Raw genomic sequence first — 23,006 nt, forward strand, 5'->3', positions numbered from 1 at the left:
GTAATTTAGTTGATATTAATGAGCACAAGCGGCTTTTTTATAAAATAGCATCTATGTTAGCGGGTAAAACGGAAAAGGTTGTCATAAGCTTCTCCGACATGTATAAAAAAACTGAACGAAACCTCAATGCTATCGAAGGCCTAGCATATAATGACATATTGAATCATAAAGACGCACTATATGAACTTTCAGAATTTATGTCACACACAGCCTCTTGCTTTGGAATGAAAATTGAAACATGTGCAGAAGATATTGACATTTCAAACTTCAATATACCACATGGCAAATGCATTGACGATATATTGATCAAAAATATTTCCAACAAAAATATCGACGCAAAAAAAGATTCAACTCAGCGAGAAGCATGTGGCTGCATAAAAAGCATTGATATTGGTGCTTATAATACATGTCTACATGGATGCTCATATTGTTATGCAACTTACAACCAGAATGCAGTCATAAAAAATAAACAACAACACGATCCGAACAGCCCATTCCTCATCGGTGGAATTGATGGTGTTAATGAAATGTATCTTCTTGATGAGCCAGTTCAAAGGAGCCTTTTTTAATACATAACAGGATATCTTCATATAATGTTAATCAGAGAACAGCCCCCTTATTTAGGGGCTGTTCTCTCCATATAAGAATAGAAAGCATGTATTCTAAAATAAATACCAGTTAAAATAGTTCATCCTCGAGCCGTAAGATTTAATAACCAAATAGCAATATATTTGGCGGGATTGATTTTTTATAGAAGTAATATTATTGACAGCCAATACTTCAAATGCTCAGCCTCATAAATGATAAGCTGTTCAGCATTCCCTACCAATATATGCCTTTTAACCCCACCGTTAATATTTCTCCAACCTCAATTCCCACACCAACAACAAAGTAAAGATAGGCTTGTGGGAGTCCTGCTGCTGGGGGCATAGGTAATCAACTTGAATCTGAACAAACAGCAGCTAACGTTTGGTCCACTTTTCACAATCCAGAAAATAAAAATCCCCCGGTAACGGGGGATTTTTATTTCTATCAGTGAACTCAACTTAGCGGCTTACCCCACCAAAAACGCCCTTAACCGGGCAAACTCCGCAGGCAAATTAACGGAGAGCAGCGGCAGCTCGGCGTGTTTGGCGAGTGGGCCAGGTAGCGGCACATCCAGACTCAGGATCTCGTCCACCGACTCCTTGAACTTGGCGGGATGGGCGGTGCAGAGGAACACCCCCACTTCATCCTCGGCCAGCTGTTCCCCCAGCAGATCCCAGGCAATGGCGCCGTGGGGTTCACAGAGGTAATCCAGCTGGTGCAACCGTTTCAGGGCATCGCGAGTCTGGGCATCGTCACGCATGCCTGACCCCAGGGTCTCCAGCGCCCAGCCTTTGCGACGGCACAGCTCTTCTACCCGCGGCCAGTTGTTGGGGCGGCTCACATCCATGGCGTTCGACAGGGTGGCCACTGTCTGGTGCGGCTCCCACTGACCGGTTTTCAGGTAGCGCGGCACGGTATCGTTGGCGTTGGTGGCGGCAATAAAGCGCTTCACCGGCAGCCCCAGCGCCTTGGCAATCAGCCCCGCGGTGAGGTTGCCAAAGTTGCCGGACGGCACGCTGATGACCGCCTTGGCGCGATCAGCTTTCGGCAACTGGGCCACCGCTTCGAAGTAGTAGCAAACCTGCGCCAGCAGGCGGCTGATATTGATGGAGTTGGCGGAGTTGAGGCCAATGGCCTTTTTCAGCGCTTCGTCGTCAAAGGCCTGTTTTACCAGCGTCTGACAGGCATCGAAGTCGCCGTCGATGGCGATGGTGCGGATATTGCCACCGAGGGTGCAGAAGAGCTTCTCCTGCAAGGGGCTGATCTTGCCCTTGGGATAGAGGATAACCACCTCGATTCCCTCCAGCCCGTAGAAGGCGTGGGCCACGGCGGCGCCGGTGTCGCCGGAGGTGGCGGTGAGGATGGTGATCTTGTCGTTGGTTCTGAACGCCGCGAGACACTGGGCCATAAAGCGGCCGCCGAAATCCTTGAATGCCAGGGTCGGGCCGTGGAACAGCTCAAGGGCATAGGTGCCATCTTTCAATTTGACCAGCGGTGCCGGGAAGGTGAAGGCGGCGTTGACAAGCTCACTCACCTTGGCGGCGGGCACTTCGTCCCCCAGCAGGTGGCTCAGGATGCGGGCAGAGCGTTCGGCCAGCGGCAGATCCAGCAGGGCATCCACATCGGCGAGCGGTTCGAGTTGTTCGGGGAAGAAGAGCCCCTGTTCGCGACCCAAGCCCTGACGCACCGCCTGCGCGAAGCTCACCTGTTCGCTGTTGTCCTTGATGTTGTAGAGATTCATAGCTCGCTTCCTGTTACCCGTGCCCCGGCCATGTCCAGTTTGCAGACCCGGGCAAATCCATCTTCGTTCTGCACAAAATGTGCTTCCATCCAATCCTTCATGCGCTCGGCCTGCGCCAGATCCTTCATCACCACAAACACGGTGGGACCGGAGCCCGAGATACCGGTAGCGAGCGCCCCGTTCTGGGGCGCCTGCGCCCGCACCTCGGCAAAGCCTTCGATCAGCGCCGCGCGGTATGGCTCGGCAATCACGTCTTTCAAGACGCTCGCCGCCAGCCCCTCCTGCCCGGTGTAGCTGGCGTGGACAAAGGCAGCCAGCCGACGGCCATAGGTGAGGCAATCCTGACGGCGATATTGGGCCGGCAGAATGGCGCGGGCCGCGGCGGTCGAGACCACTGTGCCAGGGTAGCAGACCACCCAGTACCACTGATCGAACACCGGAATGCCCTGACTGATAACGCCGTGCTCTTCCAGCACCAGCTGCATGCCGCCCAGATAGCAGGGGGCCACGTTGTCGTAGTGAACGGAGCCGGAGATCTTGCCTTCCATCTCCCCCATCAGCAGCAGCATGTCGTGCTCATCGAGCGGCTCGCCGTGGAAGGCGTTGAGCCCCTCAAGGGCCGCCACCACGCTGCAGGCGCTGGAGCCCAGACCCGAGCCCACCGGCAAGTTCTTCTCCAGCACCATTTCGAGGGGCTGGAGTTTAAGGCCGCGCTTCTCCAGCGCCTCGCCATAGGCCACCCAGCAGTCGAACAGGATATTCTTTTTCGGATCGTCCGGCAGCTTGTGAGCGTAACGGCCCACGGATGAGAGCGCAAAAGGCACGTCAGCCGCTTTTACCTGCACCCGATCGCCGAGCAGAGAGCCATCCACGGGGGCGAGCGCCGCCCCCAGTACATCGAATCCCACGCTCAAGTTGGCGCTGGAGGCGGGCGCATAGGCAACCACACTACTGCTCTGGTACATGTCTGAACTCATGCTTATAGCTCCTGCTTCCAGTTCTGGGTGCGCAGCACGTCGGCAAAGACGCCCGCCGCGGTCACTTCGGTACCGGCGCCATAGCCGCGCAGCACCAGCGGGATCGGCTGGTAGTAGGTGGAGAAGAAGGCGAGCGCGTTCTCCCCGTCTTTGACCTTGAACAGCGGCTCGTCACCACCGACCGCCTTGATGGCGACCTTGCACTTGCCACCCTCGATGGAGCCCACATAACGCAGCACCTTGCCTTCACGCTGGGCGGCGGCGAACTGGTCGCGGAACCAGCCGTCCGCTTCGGGCAGACGGGCCATAAAGGCATCTACATCGCCACTGACGTCAAAACCCGGCGGCAGTGCCTGCTCTACTTCCACATCAGAGAGCTCCAGCGCCATGCCCGCCTCGCGGGCCAGAATGAGCAGCTTGCGCGCCACATCCATGCCGTTGAGATCGTCGCGGGGATCCGGCTCGGTAAAGCCGTTGCTGCGAGCGATCTTGGTGGCTTCAGAGAAGGCCATCCCCTCATCCAGCTTGCCGAAGATAAAGGAGAGTGAACCGGAGAGGATGCCGTCGAAGGCACGCAGCTTGTCACCGGCCTTGATGAGGTTCTGCAGGTTCTCGATAACCGGCAGGCCAGCGCCGACGTTGGTCTCGTACAGGAACTTGCGACGAGTCTGGCGGGCGGTGCGGCGCAGCGCCTTGTAGTAATCGAGCGAACCGGTGTTGGCCTTCTTGTTCGGGGTGACCACATGGAAACCGGCGGCGAGGAAGTCGGCATACTGGACGGCTACGGCCTCGGAGGAGGTGCAGTCGACGATCACCGGGTTGATGATGTGGCTATCTTCCACCAGCTTTTTCACCCCTTCCAGCGAGAAGCTGTCGCGGGCTTCCGCCAGCTGTTCGCGCCAGTTGGCGAGGTTCAGGCCATCCTTGTTGACCGCCATCTGACGGCTGTTGGCGATGCCGACCACGCGAAGGCCAGTGCCCTGCTCGGCCAGTACCGGTTGCTGGCGGGCGATCTGATCCACCAGCGCGGCACCAACGCCGCCAACCCCGACCACAAAGAGATCGATAAACTGCTGACTGCCAAAGAAGTTCTGATGACACGCCTTGATGGCTTCCGCCACCTTGCGATCCCGCACCACCGCCGAGATGGAACGCTCGCTGGAGCCCTGCGCAATGGCGACGATATTGATGGAGGCTTGCGCCAGCGAGGTGAAGAAGCGGGCCGCCATCCCCTTGCTGGTGCGCATGCCGTCACCAATGAGGGAGATGATCGCCAGATCGCTGATGATATCCAGCGGCTCCAGCAGCTGGTTTTTGAACTCCAGCTCGAACTCGCGCTCCAGCACCTTGCGGGTCTTGTCACTGTCGTAGCTGTGGATACAGAAGCTGACGCTGTACTCGGAAGATGACTGGGTGATCAGCACGATGCTAACCCCGGCGCGGGAGACGGCGGAGAAGATGCGACCAGCCATACCGACCATCCCCTTCATGCCGGGGCCGGAGACGTTGAACATGCACATGCCGGAGAGATCCGAGATAGCCTTCACTTTCAGGTCATCGTCGCCGCTCTCGGGGCCGATCAGGGTGCCCGGCCCTTGCGGGTTGAAGCTGTTCTTGATGAGGCAGGGAATATGGAACTGGGCCACCGGCGCGATGGTTTTCGGGTGCAGCACCTTGGCGCCGAAGTAGGAGAGCTCCATCGCCTCCTTGTAGGAGAGGGTTTTCAGCAGGTAGGCATCCGGCACCAGACGCGGATCGCAGCTGTAGCAGCCTTCGACATCAGTCCAGATCTCGCAGCACTCGGCATCGACACAGGCGGCCAGCACGGCGGCTGAGTAGTCGGAACCGTTGCGACCCAGCAGCACTGTCTCGCCCTTGTCGCTGCCGCCGGTAAAGCCCGGCATCAGGTAGAGGCAATCACTGCGTAATCCCTTGGCGGCAAAGCGCACCCGGGAGGCTTCGATATCGACGTGAGCTTCCAGATAACCGCCATCGGTCACCAGCAGATCTTCCGGTACGATCAGCTCCAGATCCAGACCGCGTACCCGCAGCAGCTCGTGCATAAAGGCGATGGAGAGGTTCTCGCCACGGCTCAGAATGCGCGCCTGCACGTTGTCAGGGCAGAGGCCCAGCAGACGGATGCCCTGCATCAGGCGCTCCACCTGATCCAGCTCGGCGGTGAGACGGGCCAGCAGCGCCTTGTCATCGAGCGCCGGATAGGCCGCCTTCAACCCGGCCAGCAGGCGGGAGAAGATGCCGTTGACTTCAAACAGGGTGGAACTGGCATCCATGCCACGGCTGGTCTGTTCCACCAGCGCCACCAGATGATTGGTCACCTTGGCAGGTGCCGAGAGCACCAGGGCTACCTGAGATTGGCCGTGGGTGTTGACCGCGATATCGGCCACCCGTAAAAAACGCTCTGCATCGGCCAGTGAAGACCCGCCAAATTTCAACACTCTCATCGCTTTCTCTCCCTGTAAATCTATGAAATTCAATCTAAAAACCAATCCAACAAAAAGGCCCGTACTGGGTGGGTACGGGCCTTTTCTGATTTCTGTGCTTGTTCGTCAGCGCATCAACCGGCCCCAGTGCCACCTGTGGTGGTACCGGTAATAATGGTGGTGGTGATGACGTTGGTGAATAACTGCATGACGAACACTCGTTGACGAAGCTGGCTTTTAGCAATACCGCGGCGGGCGATGGGCTGTCAACTTAAACCTCTTCGCTACTCGCGCCCAAAGCGGCGCGCAAGGTCTTTGCAGAGCAGGTGGAGCATGTTCAAATCCCGCTGCGGCAGCATGGGTACCCGGTCCATCACCCATTGATGCAGTTTTTCATCCTGCGAAACTCCGAGTTCACCCAGCAATTCTGCTGTTTTGCTTTTCAGCACCCGAACCTGCCCGGCGTTATCAAAATTTTCTGCTACCGCAGCGGCGCCGTCGGCGTTCAGCTCATCCATCAGCTGACTCATCTCGTAGGCGTAGAGCATGATCGCCTGCCCCAGATTGAGAGACGGGTAGCTCACCTTGAGGGGCAGATAGCTGATGAGATCGACTTCGGCCAACTGCTCGTTGGAGAGCCCCGACTCCTCGCAGCCAAAGACGATGGCCACCTTGTTGAGTGAAGGCTTGCTGCGGATCTGCTCGCGGATCTCCCCCGGCGTGAGGTAGTGCTGGTAGCGACCGCGCTCACGGGCGGTGGTGGCGATCACCAGATCCATGTCGGCCAGCGCCTCGGGCAGGGTATCGAACGCCTCGGCCTGAGTCAGGATCTCCTGGGCACCGTGAGCTACCCAGCTCGCCTCCTCCTCTTCGTGTACCCGGCTCGCCACCAGTCGCATGGCATCGAATCCCATGGTTTTCATGGCGCGGGCAGCCGCCCCCACGTTCGCAGGTCGGGCAGGTGCCACCAGGACAAAATAGAGCTTCATCGGGTTTCCTCACAGGCCGGACGGCCTCTCAAACAGACAGCAAACAGTCGCTAAACCATCACCAAAACAGGGGCGCAATCTACCGTTTATCCCCAAAAATTGCCACTTGAACAGACGTTTGAATGTTGCGATAGTGGCCTGACGTGTGAACAAATTACACCCAATCCTTCGCGCTATCGGCCCGACAGATCACAAGGAAGAGAGAGATGCAGCAGCCATTGGAACAGGCCGTCGCCGAGACTATCTTGCAACGCTTCGAGTCGTTTTACAGCCGGTTTCTCGAGATAACCCAGGGCAGCAAGAGCCGCTTCGAGAACAGTGACTGGCTGGGGGTGCAACTCGCCGGACGGGAGCGTATTCGCCTCTATGACCACCATGTGGGGGCCACCGCCAGCTCCATCCGCCAGATGATGGGGGAGCACCACGCCACTCAGGAGCTGCTCAAACGGGTCAAAAGCGCCTTCAGCGATCTACTGCCCCGTTGTGACAACTTCGAGGTGGCGGAGTCCTTCTTCAACTCCGTCTATCGCCGGATCTTTCGCCATCGCAATATCCGCGACGAAAACCTCTATATCCACCCCTTTGTCAGCCGTGGCGAAAAACCGGATTTAAGCTCCCTGCTGCGGATCTATCGCACCGATCTCGCCCACTTGCCGCAGACGTTGAGCCAGCTTTTAGGGGATTACAGCTTCACCCTCCCCTACGAGGACAAGCAGCGAGATATTGTCGACATCCACCGCCATCTTGCCGAGAACGGCCCGCAAATCATCCATGACGAGCCGTTTGCCATCGAGCTGCTCAAAGAGGTGTTCTACCGCAACAAGGGGGCCTATCTGGTGGGGCTGATCCGGGCCCGGGATCAGGTCTTCCCCTTTATTCTGCCCCTGCTCAGCACCGGCCAGAGCATCTATGTGGATACAGTTATCTTCGAGCCGGATCTCGCCTCCATCGTGTTTGGCTTCGCCCGTGCCTACTTTATGGTTTATGCCCGTGAACCGGCGCTGTTCGTCGCCTTCCTGCGCCAAATCATGCCCCACAAGCCCGATTACGAGATCTACAACGCCATCGGTTGCCAGAAGCATGGCAAGACCGAGCTCTATCGCCACTACCGCCACCATCTGGCCCAGAGCCGGGATCAGTTCATCATCGCGCCGGGCATCAAGGGGATGGTGATGAGCGTGTTTACCCTCCCCTCCTACGATGTGGTGTTCAAGGTGATAAAAGACGAGTTCACTCCCCCTAAGGATGTGAGCCACGAGCAGGTGAAGGCAAAATACCGGCTGGTAAAACAGCACGATCGGGTGGGCCGCATGGCCGATACCCAGGAGTTCACCAACTTCGAGTTTCCGCTGGATCGCATCTCGCCGGAGCTCCTTGCAGAGCTCAAGACGGTGGCGCCCTCGGCACTCACCATCAGCGACGACAAGCTGGTGATCAAGCACCTCTATACCGAGCGCAAGATGATCCCCCTCAACCTCTATCTGGACAAGGCGGACGAGCAGCAGACCCGCCTCGCGCTGGAGGAGTACGGCAACGCCATCAAGCAGCTGGCGGCGGCCAACATCTTCCCGGGGGACATGCTGTTCAAGAATTTCGGCGTCACCCGTCACGGCCGGGTGGTCTTCTACGACTACGACGAGATCTGCTACATGACGGAGTGTAACTTCCGCCAGATCCCGCCGCCGCGCTACCCCGAGGATGAGTGGAGCGCCGAGCCTTGGTACTCGGTCGCCCCCAACGACATCTTCCCCGAGGAGTTCGCCACCTTCCTGCTGCAAAAACCGCAGGTGCGGGAGATCATGTTGCAACTGCACAAGGAGATGTTTGACGCCAACTACTGGAAGATGCTGCAGAGCAACATCAAGGTGGGGGTGTTCGAGGATGTCTACCCCTACCGGCGCAAGAAGCGCTTCAAGTACCAGCGCGGCGGCTGATCCCGCTGGCCCGCGCACATCGCAGCAACGAAAACGGGGTGGCCAAAGCCACCCCGTTTTGCTATCCGCTTGCGCCTTAACTGCCGCGACGGCGGATCACCCCCTCCTGCATGGTACTCGCCACCAGCATGCCATCACGGGTGAAGAACTGACCGCGCACCAGACCACGACCGCTGCTGGCGCTCGGGCTGTCTACCACGTAGAGCAGCCAGTCGTCGAAGCGGAAATCCCGGTGGAACCACATGGAGTGGTCGATGGTGGCCACCTGCATATCCGGCTCCCAGTAGGACACCCCGTGGGGCTGCAGCGAGGTGAGCAGGAAGTTGAAGTCGGAGGCGTAGGCCAGCAGGTATTTGTGCACCCGCAGATCGTCCGGCATCTGGCCGTTGGCCTTGAACCAGACGTGGCGCACCGGATCCTGCACCGTCGGCCGAATAGGGTCGACCAGGGTCACCGGGCGCATCTCGATGGGCTGCTCACAGAGGATCTTGTCCCGCAGGGAGGCAGGGATCAGGTTCTCGTAGGGGCGCACCAGCTCCAGCTCGCTCTTGAGCTCTTCCGGCGGGGTGATGCCGGTCGGCATCTGCGCCTGATGCTCGAAACCGTCGGCCGGCACCTGAAACGAGGCGTTGAGATAGAAGATGGGCTTGCCGCCCTGAATCGCCTTGACCCGACGGGTGGAGACGGTCTGGCCGTCGCGGATATTCTCCACGTCATAGACGATGGGACGGGTCACATCCCCCGGACGCAGGAAGTAGGAGTGAAAACTGTGAACCTGACGACCGGTCTCGACCGTCTGCTTGGCGGCTGACAAGGCCTGCCCCATTACCTGTCCACCAAACACGGCCCGCAGACCGAGATCCTGGCTCTGGCCCCGAAACAGGCCCTCCTCGATTTTTTCAAGCGCCAGCAACGCCAGCAGCTCATCAAGTACCTTGCTCATCCTTCACTCCTCTATCAGAGCCGCACAGGCTAACAAGCTCACCGGAGCAGAGCAACCGCAGCGGCGATTCTGCGGGCAAACAGACGACAGAAATTCCCCTCAATTTCTCACCAGCCACTCTTTTACCAGCCAAGGAGCGCTGATACAAAAAGGCCCGCACCAGTTGGTGCGGGCCTTTGCTTGGCCGACTGAGCACTTGAACAGCGTGCAGTACGCAACGGGTTATCGGCTTACTTGCTGCCGGTACCGGAGTTGCGGGTAGAGGCTTGCGGCTTGCGACGGGCGGTGGTGGCGCGAGCGCGCGGCTCTTTGCCCTGCATCTCTTTGTGACGCTGCACGGCGCGACGGATCTGGGCGGCCTGCTTGTGGCGGCTGGTTTTGCCATCCTGCTGCAGATCGACCTTGGATTCGGTCTCCGGCGGCAGGTTGACCAGACCGCGCAGGTAGTTCACTTCCGGCAGTTTCAGCTCTTGCCAGCCGCCGCGCGGGATGCCGCGGTCCAGCTTGACGTCGCCGTAGCGGATACGCATCAGGCGGCTCACCTGCACTTCCTGAGATTCCCACAGGCGGCGCACTTCACGGTTGCGACCTTCGGTCAGGGTGACGTTGAACCACTGGTTCAGACCCTCACCGCCAGCCGGTTTGATCTTGTTGAACTTGGCTGTGCCATCTTCCAGCTGCACGCCCTTGCGCAGACGCTGCAGCATGGCTTCGGTGATTTCGCCAAAGACACGTACCGCGTATTCCCGCTCCACTTCGTGGCTCGGGTGCATCAGACGGTTGGCCAGCTCACCGTCGGTGGTGAACAGCAACAGACCGGAGGTATTGACGTCGAGGCGGCCGACCGCAATCCAGCGGGCACCTTCCATCTTGGGCAGACGATCAAACACGGTGGGACGACCTTCCGGATCGTGACGGGTACACATCTCCCCTTCCGGCTTGTGGTAAGCCAGTACGCGGCAGATCACTTCCTCTGCGGCACGGGTCTTGACCTGGTGACCATCCACCCGGATCACGGCGTTCACTTCGACGCGATCCCCCAGTGTGGCGACCTTGCCATCCACACTGACCCGACCTGCGGTGATCAGGGCCTCCATCTCACGACGGGAGCCGTGACCCGCGCGGGCCAACACTTTTTGCAGTTTTTCACTCATCGGGGTTACCTGATTGTTGATCGCAGCCCACTGGTAAAAGGGGCAACGGGGTTAACTGTAACAAACGCCGGTTGGAGCGTTTGCCACAGTTGAAAAATGTATATCTCGGTGACATCGGCACGCTTTGGCGCCATTCACCGGGCATCGCTCTCCCCGTCCACCGCAGAGGGCAACAGGGGTTGCAGCTCCGGATCCAGCTCGGGGAGCTGCTCCAGACTCTGCAGATTAAAGTAATCCAGAAACTCTCTGGTGGTGGCGAGCAGCTCGGGGCGACCCGCCACCTCTTTGTGGCCAATGCTGCGCACCCAGCCACGCTCTTTCAAGGTATTCACTATCTGGCTCGATACCGCCACCCCGCGGATCGCTTCGATCTCGGCCCGGGTGATGGGTTGGCGATAGGCGATCAGGGTCAGCGTCTCCATCACCGCGCGCGAATAACGCGGCGCCCGCTCGCTCCAGAGCCGCGAGAGCTCTTCGGCATACTCCTGACGCGCCTGAAAGCGCCAGCCGGAGGCGACCTCTTTGAGTTCGACGCCTCGCGAGCTGTAATCTTGCCTGATCTCGGCCAACAGCAGCTGAACATAGCGACTGGTCACCGGATAATCGGCCAGCACGCTGTTTTTCAGCTCGCTGACATTGAGCGGACGACCGGCCACAAACAGCGCAGCTTCGATCAGGGTCTTGAGTCGTTCAGTGGGCAGCGCCACGGTTGCCCTCCTCGCTCTGCTCGGCCAATGCGAAATGAATTGGGCCGAGTGGTTCTGCCTGCAGGATCCAGATCAGTTGCTCCTTGCACAGCTCCAGCAGGGCCAGAAACGTCACCAGTACCCCCATGCGCCCCTCTTCGGCACGCAGCACCTGCTCAAGGCGCAGGGTCTGCCCCAGCGCGAGCATGGCAAGGATCTCCGCCATGCGCACCCGGGTCGGGATCTGTTCGCGGCGGATCTGGTGATGTTCGAAATGAGTCGCGCGTTTTACCACACTTTGCATGTAAAGGGCGAGCTCAACCAACGAAACATCGGGTGCCAGTGGCTTGAGGGCGCCAAAATCGGGGGGCAAGGCCGCGGCGATATAAATCTCCCGCTCCACCCGTGGCAGCTCATTGACCCTCTCCGCCCCTACCTTGTAGCGCTCGTACTCCTGCAGGCGGCGGATCAGGGTCACCCGCGGGTCTTCCCCCTCATCTTCATCCTCCAGCTCCGGCGCCTTGGGCAACAGCAGGCGGGATTTTATCTCCGCCAGCCAGGCCGCCATCAGCAGGTATTCGGCCGCCAGCTCAAGGTTAAGCCCCTGCATCAGCTCCACGTACTCCATGTACTGGGCGGTGATCTGAAGGATTGGCAGGTTGAGGATATCGAGCTGCTGGCGCCGGATCAGATAGAGCAGCAGATCCAGCGGTCCCTCGAAGGTATCGAGGAACACCTCCAGCGCATCGGGCGGGATGAACAGGTCCTGGGGCAGCTCGTGATAGGGCTGCCCCAGGACTTTCGCGATGGGTAGCGCGGCGCCAGATCCCGTCTCGGCGGAAGGGACTGTCACCGGTTCAGCGACATCACTCAAACGGAGTCGGGTCCCCGGCACCGCGACGACGCAATACCGGCTCGTCGTCAGAGAAATCGACCACAGTCGTGGGCTGCTCGCCCAGATAGCCGCCGTTGACCACCAGATCGATCTGCTTGCCCAGCTTGTCGAAGATCTCTTCCGGATCGAACTCGGCCATCTCGGAGTCCGGCAGGATCAATGTGGTAGAGAGCAGCGGCTCGCCGAGGGCTTCCAAGAGCGCCTGAGCAATCTTGTTGTCCGGCACCCGGATGCCGATGCTCTTCTTCTTCTCGTTCATCAGGCGGCGCGGCACCTCTTTGGTCGCCTTGAAGATGAAGGTGTAGGCGCCCGGGGTGTTGTTCTTGATCAGGCGAAACGCGCTGTTGTCGACCTTGGCGTAGGTGGAGATCTCGGAGAGATCGCGGCACACCAGAGTGAAGTCGTGGTTGGCGTCGAGGCGACGGATACGGCAGATGCGCTCCAGCGCGCCCTTGTCACCCATCTGGCAACCCAGCGCATAACCGGAGTCGGTCGGATAGACGATGACGCCGCCGTTCTGGATGATCTGTACCGCCTGACCGATCAGACGGGCCTGGGGGTTTTCCGGATGTACGTAAAAATGCTGACTCATAGCTTGTTCTCGCAATGGGGGCAGCAATACCTGCCCGCTCGTATGGTCACGGGTCAAAGACCCATGACACTACCTTAACCTGTTTGTGGCCGCTTCGCTGGCGCCATTACCGGCTCGCCAGCAGCTCGGCATGTTGCTCGGTGGTGAGCCCAAAGTGACCGGGATAGGCCAGCCAGACGGGCATTCCCTCTCTGGGCAGCCAGAGGTGGCGGCCCAGCTCGGTCCAGTTGGAGGGGAAGTGAAAATCCGATCCCACCGAGATATAGAGGTCGTGATCCTTGGCCCACTGGCCCAGATTGGCCCGCTCCTGCGGGCTCTGTTGGGGCAATGACACCTCCATGGCATCGCCACCGGCCGCCTTGAAGGCCACCAGCAGCCGCTTGATCCACTTGGCGGTGAGATCGTAACGGCTGGGGTGGGCCAGCACCGCCAGCCCACCGGCGGCGTGAATGGCGGCGATGGCTTCACTCATCTCGGGCCACTCGGCCGGGGCATACCCTTTATTGCCACGGCTCAGGTACTTTTTGAATACCTTCTGCATATTGTCGGCCACTCCGCGCGCCACCAGCACCCGGGCAAAGTGGGCGCGGGTCACGGCAGCATCACCGGCCAGCGCCTTGGCCTCTTCATAGGTGCCGGGGATGAGGCACTTCTCCAGACGACGCCCGATTTCCATCGCACGCGCTTCGCGACGTGCCAGCTGACCGGCCAGAAAGTCGGTCAGCTGCGGATTTTTTTCATCCACCCCCAACGCCACGATATGGATCTCGTGATGCTCCCAGCCGGTGGAGATCTCGACCCCGCTCACCAGTCGCAGCGGCAGTTGCTCGGCTTCGATGGTGCGACGCACCTCATCAAGCCCGGCGAGGGTGTCGTGGTCAGTAACTGCTAACACTTCGACCTGTTTCTCGGCGGCGCGGCGCACCAGTTCGGCGGGGCTCAGCACCCCGTCGGAGGCAGTGGTATGGCAGTGAAGATCGAATCTCATCAGGTTATTCCGCTCTCGTGGTCAGGTCACCATTCATGGCAAATCGGTGAAAGAAGGCTAAAAAGCGACTTGACTTGGCCGCGGCTTTATCGTTTTCTGTAGGCACTTCATTGCAAACATCTTTTTACAGGACTTTATCATGCAAACGACTTCCATACTGACCATCTGGTGGTGGCACACTCCCTGACATGCGGGCGTGTGGTCGTTGCTGTACCTGTAATCTGACAGCAAATTAAGAACCCAAAGAAAAAGCCCGCTGACCCCAGCGGGCTTTTTTATTATCCGGCAAATGGACCTGTGATGAAACCGAGAATTCAGACAAGCAAGCTGACCTGGCGATGGCGCCCCTGAACCAGCCACCCCGGACCCATTAAATTTTCAAGGAATTCAACGTCATGAACATCGGTAACACGCATCACACGCAAGGGAACGCACTATGACAGCCACACATCGCCTTCCTCTGGGTGAATTCGATACCCTCAAACTCAACGCCCCCTATGTGGCCGACCCGCTGGCACTCTATACCCGCCTCTGTCAGGGCCGCCCCAACAACCTGCTGCTGGAATCGGTGGAGATCGACTCCAAGGCAGGCAAACAGAGCCTGCTGCTGGTGGATGCCTGCCTGCGCATCGAGTGCCGTGGTCGCACCGTGCGGGTACGCAGCCTGAACGACAACGGCGCCCAGTTGCAGAGCCTGCTGGCCGAGCGGCTGCCTGCGGTGGTGGCCCGCTCGCTGGTAGATGGCGAGCTGCAGCTCGACTTCCCGGCCTCCGATCGGGAGCTGGACGAAGATTCCCGCCTCAAGGGGAGCAGCGTGCTGGACGTGCTGCGCACCCTGCAGCGGGAGCTCGATTGCCAATTGGGTAAAGAAGCTCTCTTTATGGCGGGCAGCTTCGCCTATGACCTCATCGCCTCTTTTGAAGATCTGCCTGAAGTGCCGGAGGGGAGCAACGACTGCCCCGACTACTGCTTCTATGTGGCCGAAACCCTGATCACCATCGACCATATCGAACGCACCACTCAACTGCTGGCCTGCATCTTTGGCGGCGACAGCGACGAAAGCCAAGTTGAAGACAGATACACCCGCCTGACCGAGCGACTCACCGACTTCAAACAGATTTGCCAGCAACCCCTCTGCGCCGAGCTGACCACCCAGCCCCTGACCGGCGGCATGAGCGTGGACAAGAGCGACAAACAGTTCTGCGCCGAGGTGGAGAAGCTCAAGGGCTTTATCCGCCGTGGCGACATCTTCCAGGTGGTGCCGTCCCGCTGCTTCTCCCTGCCCTGCCCGAGCCCCCTGGCCGCCTATCGCCGCCTCAAGCAGACCAACCCCAGCCCCTACATGTTCTACGTGCAGGATGAGGGCTTCACCCTGTTTGGCGCCTCGCCGGAGAGCGCGGTGAAATTCTGCGCCGCCAGCCGCGATGTGGAGATGTACCCCATCGCCGGTACCCGCCGCCGCGGCTTCAACCCGGATGGCAGCATCAACCGCGATCTCGACGGCCGCATCGAGCTGGAACTGCGTCAGGACGAGAAAGAGGTGGCCGAGCACCTGATGCTGGTGGATCTGGGCCGCAACGACATCGCCCGCATCTCCGAGCCCGGTACCCGCTACGTCAAGGAGCTGCTGAAAGTGGATCGCTACAGCCACGTGATGCATCTGGTCTCCAAGGTGGTCGGCACCTTGCGTTCCGACCTTGACGCCCTGCACGCCTATCAGGCCTGCATGAATATGGGCACCCTCACTGGCGCCCCCAAAATCCGCGCCAGCGAGCTTATTCGCATGGTGGAAGGCAAGCGCCGCGGCAGCTACGGCGGTGCGGTTGGCTACATCAACGGCGCCGGCGAGATGGATACCTGCATCGTCATTCGCTCCGCCTTTGTCAAAGAGGGCGTGGCCCATGTGCAGGCCGGTGCCGGGGTGGTCTATGACTCCAAGCCGCAAGCCGAAGCGGACGAGACCCGCGCCAAGGCGGCAGCCGTGCTGGCCGCCATCGCTGCCAGCCATGGCACCTCCCTGCAAGCCCTGAGCGCCCAGCAGGAGCAACATAAGGACGTGAGCCAATGAGTACCGGATCAACAGCCACTAACATCTTCCTGCTCGATAACTTCGATTCATTTACCTACAACCTCGTCGACCAGTTCCGCTCCCTCGGTTATCCGGTGCGGATCTACCGCAACAGCCTGCCAGCGAGCCGCATCATGAGCGAAATCGCCGCCTGCGAAGGGGATGCGGTGCTGGTGCTCTCGCCGGGGCCGGGCGCCCCCCATGAAGCAGGTTGCCTGATTGATCTGATCAAGCTGGCCCGTGGTCAGGTGCCCATCCTCGGTATCTGCCTCGGCCATCAGGCCCTGTGCGAAGCCTACGGCGGCACCGTCGGCGCGGCGGGTGAAATCGTCCACGGCAAGCGCTCCCTGATTGAGCACAACGGCCACGGCGCCTTCGCCGGTCTGCCGAGCCCGCTGCCGGTGGCCCGTTACCACTCGCTGGTCGCCACCTATGTACCGGAGGAGCTGACGGTGATTGCCCACTATCAGGGCATGCCCATGGCCATCGAGCAGCAGGATGAGCGGGTGCTGGGCTTCCAGTTCCACCCGGAATCCATCATGACCTCGGAAGGGGCCCGCCTGCTGACTCAGGCGCTCGCCCATATCACCCGTCCAGTTAGCAGTGTGCGTTAAGGTAAGGAGACCAACATGCATCAACATCTCAACACCCTCTACCAGGGTCAGTCTCTGAGCCGTGAAAGTACCCGCGACGCCTTCGGGCAAGTGGTGCGTGGCGAAGTGGACCCCATCGTACTCGCAAGCCTGCTGACAGCCCTCAAGATCAAGGGGGAGACCCCGGAGGAGATCGCCGGCGCCGCCGAGGCCCTCTTGGCGGAAGCGCGCGACTTCCCGCGTCCGGAGTATGAGTTTTGCGACATCGTCGGCACCGGTGGCGATGGCCTCAACACCATCAACGTCTCCACCACCTCGGCGCTGGTCGCCGCAGCTTGCGGCCTGAAAGCGGCCAAGCACGGCAACCGCTCGGTCTCGAGCAAGTCGGGTTCGAGCGATCTGCTGGACAAGATGGGCATCAAGCTCGACATGAGCCCGGCGCAGGCGCGTCGCTGTCTGGATGAGCTCGGCATCTGCTTCCTGTTCGCCCCCCAGTATCACGCCGGGGTGCGCCACGCCATGCCGGTGCGCCAAGCCCTCAAGACCCGCACCCTGTTCAACGTGCTGGGGCCGCTTATCAACCCCGCTCGTCCCACCTATCAGCTGATGGGGGTCTATGCCCCCGAGCTAGTGCGTCCCATCGCAGAAACCCTGCTGGCACTGGGGCTGAAAACCGGTATGGTGGTTCACGGCGCCGGGCTGGATGAAATTGCCATTCACGGCCCGACCCAGGTGGCCCAGATCCGTGACGGCGAGATCCGCGAATTTATGATCACCCCGGCTGACTTTGGCCTGGAGACCTATCCGGTCAGCGCCATTCAAGGTGGGGAACCGGAAGAGAACCGCGCCATCACCGCCGCCATTCTGGAAGGGCGTGGCACCCCGGCCCACAACGCCGCCATCGCTGCCAACGTGGCGCCGCTGCTGCTGATGGCGGGCAAGGCGACCGATCTCAAGAGCGCAGCAGCCGAAGTGCTGGCGGTGCTGGCGAGCGGCAAGGCAGCGGATCTCGCCGCCCGGCTGGCCACTCTGAGCCATCAGGAAGCGGGCCATCAGGAGGCATGATGTCAGCCACCACGTTGCACAACAGTCATTCAGAACGCCCACAGGGCAAGAGCCAGTTTCGCAAGGATAACGAGATGTCAGACCTTATTGCCCCCCATGCTTTTCTGAACATGGCCTCCATCAGCCAGACCATTCTCGGCAAGATCGTGGCGGCCAAACAGGAGTGGATTGCCGCCCGCAAGCAGGCCCAGCCGCTGGAGAGCTTCCAGAGCGCGCTGACCCCAAGCGATCGGGATTTCGTCGGCGCCCTCAAGGCGGGCTCCACCCGCTTTATTCTGGAGTGCAAGAAGGCCTCTCCCTCCAAGGGGTTGATCCGCGACGATTTCAGCCCGGAGGCGATCGCCGATATCTATGGCAAATACGCCACCGCCATCTCGGTGCTGACAGACGAGAAGTTCTTTCAGGGGGATTTCGCCTTTTTGCCGCGGGTGCGAGGTCGCGTATCGCAGCCGGTGCTCTGCAAGGATTTCATGATTGACCCCTATCAGGTCTATCTGGCCCGCCACTATCAGGCGGACGCCATCCTGCTGATGCTCTCGGTGCTCACCGACGAGGGGTATCGCGCCCTATTCGCGGTGGCCAAAGAGCTGGGCCTTGGCGTGCTCACCGAGGTGAGCAACGAGGAAGAGCTGACCCGCGCCATCGCGTTGGGCGCGCCGGTCATTGGCATCAACAACCGGGATCTGCGCGATTTGAGCGTCGATCTCAACCGCACCAAACAGCTGGCTAAAGATATTCCAAGCGATCGGGTGGTGATCAGCGAGTCCGGCATCAACCATCGCGCCCAAGTAGCGGATCTGCGCCACTACGCCAAGGGCTTTCTGGTGGGCTCGTCATTGATGGCCGAGCCGGATCTGGAAGCCGCAGTGCGCAAGCTGGTACTGGGCCAAAACAAGGTGTGCGGCCTCACCCGCGCCGAGGATGCCGCCGCTGCCCATCAGGCGGGCGCGGTGTTTGGCGGTCTTATCTTTGTGGCGAAAAGCCCGCGTTATGTGGACATCCCTGCCGCCCGCGCCGTGATGGCGGGTGCGCCGCTCTCCTATGTCGGGGTATTTCGCAACGCCCAGCCCGCCACCATTGCCAAGACGGTGGATGCGCTGGGGCTCGCCGCTGTCCAACTGCACGGGGATGAGGATGCTGCCTATATCGATATTCTGCGTCCGCTGCTGCCGACTGGCTGTCAGATCTGGAAAGCAATTGGCATCTCTCTCGGCAAAGAAAGCGGCGAGCCGCTGCCCGACCTCGACTACCCGGCCGATCGCCTGCTGCTGGATACGAAAGTCGGCAGCCAGAGCGGTGGCACCGGTCAGGCGTTCGACTGGGCCCTGCTGGCCACCCTCGACAAGAGCAAACTGATGCTGGCGGGTGGCCTTAATCCCGACAACGCCCTGCAGGCGGCGCAAGTGGGCTGCCTCGGCCTTGATTTCAACTCCGGGGTGGAGAGTGCCCTGGGCCAGAAGGATGCGCACAAGATTGCAGCCGCCTTCGGCGCACTGCGCAACCTGTAACGCAACCCTTTTTGATGTTTCGATTTAGCTAATACAAGGAAGAAGCCATGACCCTGCTCAACCCGTTTTTCGGTGAATTTGGCGGTATGTATGTACCCCAAATCCTTATCCCCGCCCTGCTCCAGCTGGAGAAAGCCTTCGTCGATGCCAAGGATGATCCGGCCTTTATCGCCGAGTTTCAGTCCCTGCTGACCGAGTATGCCGGTCGCCCGACCCCGCTCACCCTGACCCGCAATCTGACCAAAGGCACCAAGACCCGCCTCTACCTCAAGCGTGAAGATCTGCTGCACGGCGGCGCCCACAAGACCAACCAGGTGCTGGGTCAGGCCCTGCTCGCCAAGCGGATGGGCAAGAGCGAGATCATCGCCGAAACCGGCGCCGGCCAGCATGGCGTGGCCACTGCGCTGGCTTGCGCCCTGCTCGGCCTCAAGTGCCGGGTCTATATGGGTGCCAAGGATTGCGAGCGCCAGAAGCCCAACGTCTTTCGCATGAAGCTGATGGGCGCCACCGTTATTCCGGTGCACTCCGGCTCGTCCACCCTGAAAGATGCCTGTAACGAGGCGCTGCGCGACTGGGCCGCCAACTACGAGTCGGCCCACTACCTGCTCGGCACCGCCGCCGGCCCGCACCCCTTCCCCACCATCGTGCGGGAGTTCCAGAAGATGATCGGCGAAGAGGCCAAGGCCCAGTGTTTCGAGAAGGAGGAGCGACTGCCCGATGCGGTGATCGCCTGCGTCGGCGGCGGGTCGAACGCCATCGGCATGTTTGCCGACTTTATCGATGAGCCGTCGGTGCGTCTGATCGGTGTCGAGCCGGGCGGTCACGGTATCGAGAGCGGCGAGCACGGCGCACCGCTCGGTCACGGCAGCAAGGGGGTCTTCTTTGGCATGCACTCCTACCTGATGCAGGACAATCAGGGGCAAATTCAGGAGTCCTACTCCGTCTCGGCGGGGCTGGATTTCCCCTCCGTCGGCCCGCAGCACGCCCATCTGGCCGCCATCGGCCGCGCCGAGTACCCCTCGGTGACCGACAAGGAGGCGCTGGACGCCTTCCAGGAGCTGGCCAAATCCGAAGGAATCATACCGGCGCTGGAGTCCTCCCACGCGCTGGCCCACGCCCTCAAGATGGCCCGCAGTGAACCGGAAAAAGAGCAGGTGCTCATCGTCAACCTCTCCGGCCGTGGCGACAAAGATATCTTCACCGTTGCCGACATTTTCGAGAAAGAAGGAACCTTGTCATGAACCGTTACGCACAACTCTTCTCCCGTCTGGACGACGCCAATCAGGGCGCCTTTGTGCCGTTCGTGATGCTGGGTGACCCGACTCCTGAACTCTCGCTGGCCATCGTCGATACGCTGGTTGCAGGGGGCGCCGATGCCCTCGAGCTCGGCATTCCCTTCTCCGATCCGGTGGCGGACGGCCCCACGATTCAGGGCGCCGCCCTGCGGGCGTTTGCCAGCCACACCACCCCGGACGACTGCTTCGAGCTGCTCGGCCGCATTCGTGCCAAGTACCCGCAGCTGCCCATTGGCCTCTTGGTCTACGCCAACCTGGTCTATGTGCGCAAAATTGACGGCTTCTACGAGAAGTGCCAGCAGGCGGGCGTGGATTCGGTGCTGGTGGCCGACGTGCCGGTGCAGATGTGCGCCCCCTACAAGGCGGCGGCCGGCAAGTTCGGCATCGACAGCATCTTTATCGCCCCGCCCAATGGCGACGCCGAGACCCTGAAACAGGTGGCGGAGCTCGGCAATGGTTACACCTATCTGGTGAGCCGCGCCGGCGTCACCGGTGCCGAGACCAAGGCCGGCATGCCGGTGGAAGGTCTCATCAATACCCTGCGCGAGTTCAACGCCCCGCCCGCCCTGCTCGGCTTTGGCATCAGCGAACCGGCTCAGGTGCGTGAAGCGATCGCCGCTGGCGCCGCCGGTGCCATCTCCGGCTCCGCCGTGGTGAAGATCATCGAGACCCACCACCATAACCCGGAACATATGCTGACCCGTCTGAAGGAGTTTGTGGAAGGGATGAAGGCCGCGACCAACCGCTAAGGTCGGATAATGGGGTCAGCTGCCTGTGGCCCTGATGGCCCAGCTTGCGTATCAACACCACGTATAGCGATATAGCTGCAATCACTGCATCAAAGGGAGCCTGACCGGCTCCCTTTCTTTTTATCTCGCTTGTGCCCGCTTGCAGCTCTGGGCGTGTTGCGCCCTCTCCCTCCGGGAGAGGGCTGGGGTGAGGGCGGCTTTGCATTCCCAACCAAACGAGTTGCTCACTCAGCCCATGCCTTAATAGCTAATTTATTGATCCAGCACAGATTCCCGCCAAAACACGCTTCTCAACGCGCCACCAGCCCCCTTAAGATACCCGAATGACAATCAACCTCTCGGAAGAACGCCATGACAGCGATTGTTACAATCTCGCAGGTTAACAGCAGCAAACTGGGGGCTGTCACTCAGGGGCGGTAGCGTGGTTTTTGTAGGTTAACGCAGCGTGTAACAAAGCCCAACAGGCGAGCATTATTGCGCCAACTCTCTCGGGATAAACAAGGACGTGAAAGATCTGCAGTGGTAAACGTTGAGCTTCACTTCGTTCAGTACCAACCTACGATTTTTAGCCCAACATACGAGATGTATCGCCGACATAGTAAAATGGGTGACATATAGCTGGGACTAAAAAATATTAGCGTCCCAGTTCAGCTATAAGCCATAGGTAAAAATAATGCCAGTAACAGCTCTTGAGGTTATAGATACTGCTGTAAAAATTGGTCTCGGTGGTGTAATTACGGTTGCCGGAACATTTGTAATCACAAAACTGAATCATAAACATGACAACGGAAAAGAGCGTGCAAAAAGGTACTTTGATGCCCTAGAGTCAGTTGGAGAAAATGTTGAGGATATCACTCACACAGCTCTCCGCTATTGGGCTTTAGTTATTGAATGGGTGAGAAATAATAAACAAGGCATGGCACTCACGGAGCGTAGGCAAGAGGAGCTAGACAAAACGAAACTGGATTTATTTGATCACTTCAAAAGTCTTACCGTTGCCGAGTCAAAACTGCTTTTGCTGGGGCTCGACAAGCCTTCTTTATTGCTTCGAGAATATGGTGACTTCCTAAAGGAGATGCGGCGTAAATATTATGATGGAAAGTCATCACTCACCGAAGAACAAATGGAAACTGCTAGGCAAGAGCTTTTAATCAAGCGTCAAGCACTTTTCTCTGCTCTGTCTAACAGCTATAAAAATGGTTTTTGAAAATCACAGACAACCTAGCTACCCTCAGTTTTATCTTTACTACAACAAAAATCAATACACCCGTTTTTATAAGCGATAGCGTAGTATCATAGGCTCTCATAAATATAAGTGTCCAGTTATAACCCACAAATTTAAAAAATGTCTGGAGTGGGTCGACGTTAGTGTTTTTTGTGTTAGCTACAGACGTACTTATTGGCGCAACAATGCCTAAAAAATCTTATAAAAAGTAAGTTAGGCTATAGAGAAAACTTAACACCACCACGCTAGTATCTTTATTCATCATAATTAACAGAAAGATAAAATGATAACTAGAAAAGACATCCACAATCATGTTGTGCATTTAACAAAAGATTCAAAAAAATTTGATGCAGTAGCTAATCTTGTGAGTATTCTAGAACATGGAAAAATTGAAGCCAGAAAGTCACACTCTCTTTTTTCACATCATGTTAGGAACTTTAGTGGAAAATGTGCAAACATTGAAAAATTTAAGGCTATTTGTAATCAACAGTTCCGTTCTGTTTGCTTTACAGAAACACCGATTTCTGAAATTAAGTTTTTAACTACGAAAAGACCAAGAACTTCAAATATAATGC

At 58.8% G+C, this 23,006-nt stretch carries 20 protein-coding genes; 10 read left to right on the plus strand and 10 right to left on the minus strand.

Translation table 11 applies throughout. The features are described 5' to 3' along the window. Nucleotides 1-569 (plus strand): DUF1848 family protein (locus AACS18_RS15400; protein ID WP_146184770.1); only part of this gene is annotated, 569 nt, incomplete at its 5' end. A 485-nt stretch (nt 570-1,054) separates the two neighbouring features. Here the strand turns inward: AACS18_RS15400 and thrC are convergent. From thrC to AACS18_RS15420, 4 genes are all read right to left on the minus strand, one after another. After that, on the minus strand, nt 1,055-2,329 hold the full coding sequence (thrC, locus tag AACS18_RS15405; protein WP_108612632.1) for a threonine synthase: 1,275 nt from the start codon (nt 2,327-2,329) through the stop codon (nt 1,055-1,057). Then, nucleotides 2,326-3,306, minus strand: coding sequence for a homoserine kinase (thrB, locus tag AACS18_RS15410; protein WP_108612633.1), 981 nt, complete (start codon nt 3,304-3,306; stop codon nt 2,326-2,328). Before thrB ends, thrC begins: the two co-directional genes overlap by 4 nt. A 2-nt stretch (nt 3,307-3,308) precedes the next feature. Beyond that, nucleotides 3,309-5,768 carry a bifunctional aspartate kinase/homoserine dehydrogenase I gene (gene thrA / locus AACS18_RS15415; protein ID WP_108612634.1) on the minus strand — a complete coding sequence of 820 codons (2,460 nt, stop codon included), beginning with the start codon at nt 5,766-5,768 and terminating at the stop codon, nt 3,309-3,311. 263 nt (nt 5,769-6,031) lie between these two features. Continuing rightward, nucleotides 6,032-6,736, minus strand: a complete 705-nt coding sequence (locus AACS18_RS15420; RefSeq protein WP_064341568.1) for a tRNA/rRNA methyltransferase — start codon at nt 6,734-6,736, stop codon at nt 6,032-6,034. Nucleotides 6,737-6,942: 206 nt separating this feature from the next. On the opposite strand from AACS18_RS15420, the gene aceK reads away from it, so the two are divergent. After that, entirely contained in the window at nt 6,943-8,670 is a 1,728-nt protein-coding gene (gene aceK / locus AACS18_RS15425; protein WP_108612635.1) for a bifunctional isocitrate dehydrogenase kinase/phosphatase, read from the plus strand. A 76-nt stretch (nt 8,671-8,746) separates the two neighbouring features. Here aceK and tesB read toward each other — a convergent pair whose 3' ends face one another. The 6 genes from tesB to rnm all read right to left on the minus strand — a co-directional run bounded on the left by tesB (nt 8,747) and on the right by rnm (nt 13,928). Next, nucleotides 8,747-9,613, minus strand: a complete 867-nt coding sequence (gene tesB / locus AACS18_RS15430) for an acyl-CoA thioesterase II (protein WP_019445657.1) — start codon at nt 9,611-9,613, stop codon at nt 8,747-8,749. 230 nt (nt 9,614-9,843) lie between these two features. Beyond that, on the minus strand, nt 9,844-10,767 hold the full coding sequence (rluB, locus tag AACS18_RS15435) for a 23S rRNA pseudouridine(2605) synthase RluB (RefSeq protein WP_005347347.1): 924 nt from the start codon (nt 10,765-10,767) through the stop codon (nt 9,844-9,846). 134 nt (nt 10,768-10,901) lie between these two features. Beyond that, entirely contained in the window at nt 10,902-11,474 is a 573-nt protein-coding gene (gene scpB / locus AACS18_RS15440) for an SMC-Scp complex subunit ScpB (RefSeq protein WP_108612636.1), read from the minus strand. Then, nucleotides 11,458-12,327, minus strand: a complete 870-nt coding sequence (locus AACS18_RS15445; RefSeq protein WP_181363294.1) for a segregation and condensation protein A — start codon at nt 12,325-12,327, stop codon at nt 11,458-11,460. The genes scpB and AACS18_RS15445 overlap by 17 nt, the downstream gene beginning before the upstream one ends. Beyond that, the gene (locus tag AACS18_RS15450; RefSeq protein WP_005338129.1) at nt 12,320-12,940 is read right to left on the minus strand and encodes an L-threonylcarbamoyladenylate synthase; all 621 of its coding nucleotides are present in this window, start codon (nt 12,938-12,940) and stop codon (nt 12,320-12,322) included. The genes AACS18_RS15445 and AACS18_RS15450 overlap by 8 nt, the downstream gene beginning before the upstream one ends. A 106-nt stretch (nt 12,941-13,046) precedes the next feature. Next, nucleotides 13,047-13,928: an RNase RNM gene (gene rnm / locus AACS18_RS15455; protein WP_108612638.1), complete on the minus strand. Its 882-nt coding sequence runs from the start codon at nt 13,926-13,928 to the stop codon at nt 13,047-13,049. Between the two features lie 436 nt (nt 13,929-14,364). Between rnm and AACS18_RS15460 the strand changes: the two genes are divergently transcribed. The 8 genes from AACS18_RS15460 to AACS18_RS15495 all read left to right on the plus strand — a co-directional run. Next, nucleotides 14,365-15,996 (plus strand): anthranilate synthase component 1, encoded by a 1,632-nt coding sequence (locus AACS18_RS15460; RefSeq protein ID WP_108612639.1) that lies wholly within the window; start codon nt 14,365-14,367, stop codon nt 15,994-15,996. Further along, the gene (locus AACS18_RS15465; protein WP_108612640.1) at nt 15,993-16,610 is read left to right on the plus strand and encodes an aminodeoxychorismate/anthranilate synthase component II; all 618 of its coding nucleotides are present in this window, start codon (nt 15,993-15,995) and stop codon (nt 16,608-16,610) included. The genes AACS18_RS15460 and AACS18_RS15465 overlap by 4 nt, the downstream gene beginning before the upstream one ends. Nucleotides 16,611-16,625: 15 nt before the next feature. Further along, a complete protein-coding gene (trpD, locus tag AACS18_RS15470) occupies nt 16,626-17,654 on the plus strand; it encodes an anthranilate phosphoribosyltransferase (RefSeq protein ID WP_108612641.1) in 1,029 nt (342 codons plus the stop codon). Continuing rightward, nucleotides 17,654-19,162 (plus strand): bifunctional indole-3-glycerol-phosphate synthase TrpC/phosphoribosylanthranilate isomerase TrpF, encoded by a 1,509-nt coding sequence (gene trpCF / locus AACS18_RS15475; RefSeq protein ID WP_181363295.1) that lies wholly within the window; start codon nt 17,654-17,656, stop codon nt 19,160-19,162. The genes trpD and trpCF overlap by 1 nt, the downstream gene beginning before the upstream one ends. Nucleotides 19,163-19,209: 47 nt before the next feature. Next, nucleotides 19,210-20,403, plus strand: coding sequence for a tryptophan synthase subunit beta (trpB, locus tag AACS18_RS15480; protein ID WP_005347359.1), 1,194 nt, complete (start codon nt 19,210-19,212; stop codon nt 20,401-20,403). Beyond that, complete coding sequence (gene trpA, locus AACS18_RS15485) at nt 20,400-21,206, plus strand: tryptophan synthase subunit alpha (RefSeq protein WP_108612642.1); 807 nt, start codon at nt 20,400-20,402, stop codon at nt 21,204-21,206. The genes trpB and trpA overlap by 4 nt, the downstream gene beginning before the upstream one ends. 673 nt (nt 21,207-21,879) lie before the next feature. Further along, complete coding sequence (locus tag AACS18_RS15490; RefSeq protein ID WP_181363296.1) at nt 21,880-22,413, plus strand: hypothetical protein; 534 nt, start codon at nt 21,880-21,882, stop codon at nt 22,411-22,413. Between the two features lie 301 nt (nt 22,414-22,714). Then, a partial coding sequence (locus AACS18_RS15495; RefSeq protein ID WP_219927975.1) for a hypothetical protein occupies nt 22,715-23,006 on the plus strand: 292 nt, incomplete at its 3' end.

It is taken from the genome of Aeromonas sp. HMWF015, from assembly GCF_963878965.1.
Lineage (GTDB): Bacteria > Pseudomonadota > Gammaproteobacteria > Enterobacterales > Aeromonadaceae > Aeromonas > Aeromonas veronii.

Excerpts from the sequence above, each read along its gene's own strand:
- thrB (WP_108612633.1), bottom strand. The coding sequence starts at position 3,306 with ATGAGTTCAGACATGTACCAGAGCAGTAGTGTGGTTGCCTATGCGCCC.
- trpB (WP_005347359.1), top strand. The coding sequence starts at position 19,210 with ATGACCCTGCTCAACCCGTTTTTCGGTGAATTTGGCGGTATGTATGTA.
- AACS18_RS15465 (WP_108612640.1), top strand. The coding sequence starts at position 15,993 with ATGAGTACCGGATCAACAGCCACTAACATCTTCCTGCTCGATAACTTC.
- trpCF (WP_181363295.1), top strand. The coding sequence starts at position 17,654 with ATGTCAGCCACCACGTTGCACAACAGTCATTCAGAACGCCCACAGGGC.
- AACS18_RS15420 (WP_064341568.1), bottom strand. The coding sequence starts at position 6,736 with ATGAAGCTCTATTTTGTCCTGGTGGCACCTGCCCGACCTGCGAACGTG.
- trpD (WP_108612641.1), top strand. The coding sequence starts at position 16,626 with ATGCATCAACATCTCAACACCCTCTACCAGGGTCAGTCTCTGAGCCGT.
- aceK (WP_108612635.1), top strand. The coding sequence starts at position 6,943 with ATGCAGCAGCCATTGGAACAGGCCGTCGCCGAGACTATCTTGCAACGC.
- tesB (WP_019445657.1), bottom strand. The coding sequence starts at position 9,613 with ATGAGCAAGGTACTTGATGAGCTGCTGGCGTTGCTGGCGCTTGAAAAA.
- thrA (WP_108612634.1), bottom strand. The coding sequence starts at position 5,768 with ATGAGAGTGTTGAAATTTGGCGGGTCTTCACTGGCCGATGCAGAGCGT.
- trpA (WP_108612642.1), top strand. The coding sequence starts at position 20,400 with ATGAACCGTTACGCACAACTCTTCTCCCGTCTGGACGACGCCAATCAG.
- rnm (WP_108612638.1), bottom strand. The coding sequence starts at position 13,928 with ATGAGATTCGATCTTCACTGCCATACCACTGCCTCCGACGGGGTGCTG.
- AACS18_RS15490 (WP_181363296.1), top strand. The coding sequence starts at position 21,880 with ATGCCAGTAACAGCTCTTGAGGTTATAGATACTGCTGTAAAAATTGGT.
- rluB (WP_005347347.1), bottom strand. The coding sequence starts at position 10,767 with ATGAGTGAAAAACTGCAAAAAGTGTTGGCCCGCGCGGGTCACGGCTCC.
- AACS18_RS15460 (WP_108612639.1), top strand. The coding sequence starts at position 14,365 with ATGACAGCCACACATCGCCTTCCTCTGGGTGAATTCGATACCCTCAAA.
- thrC (WP_108612632.1), bottom strand. The coding sequence starts at position 2,329 with ATGAATCTCTACAACATCAAGGACAACAGCGAACAGGTGAGCTTCGCG.
- AACS18_RS15450 (WP_005338129.1), bottom strand. The coding sequence starts at position 12,940 with ATGAGTCAGCATTTTTACGTACATCCGGAAAACCCCCAGGCCCGTCTG.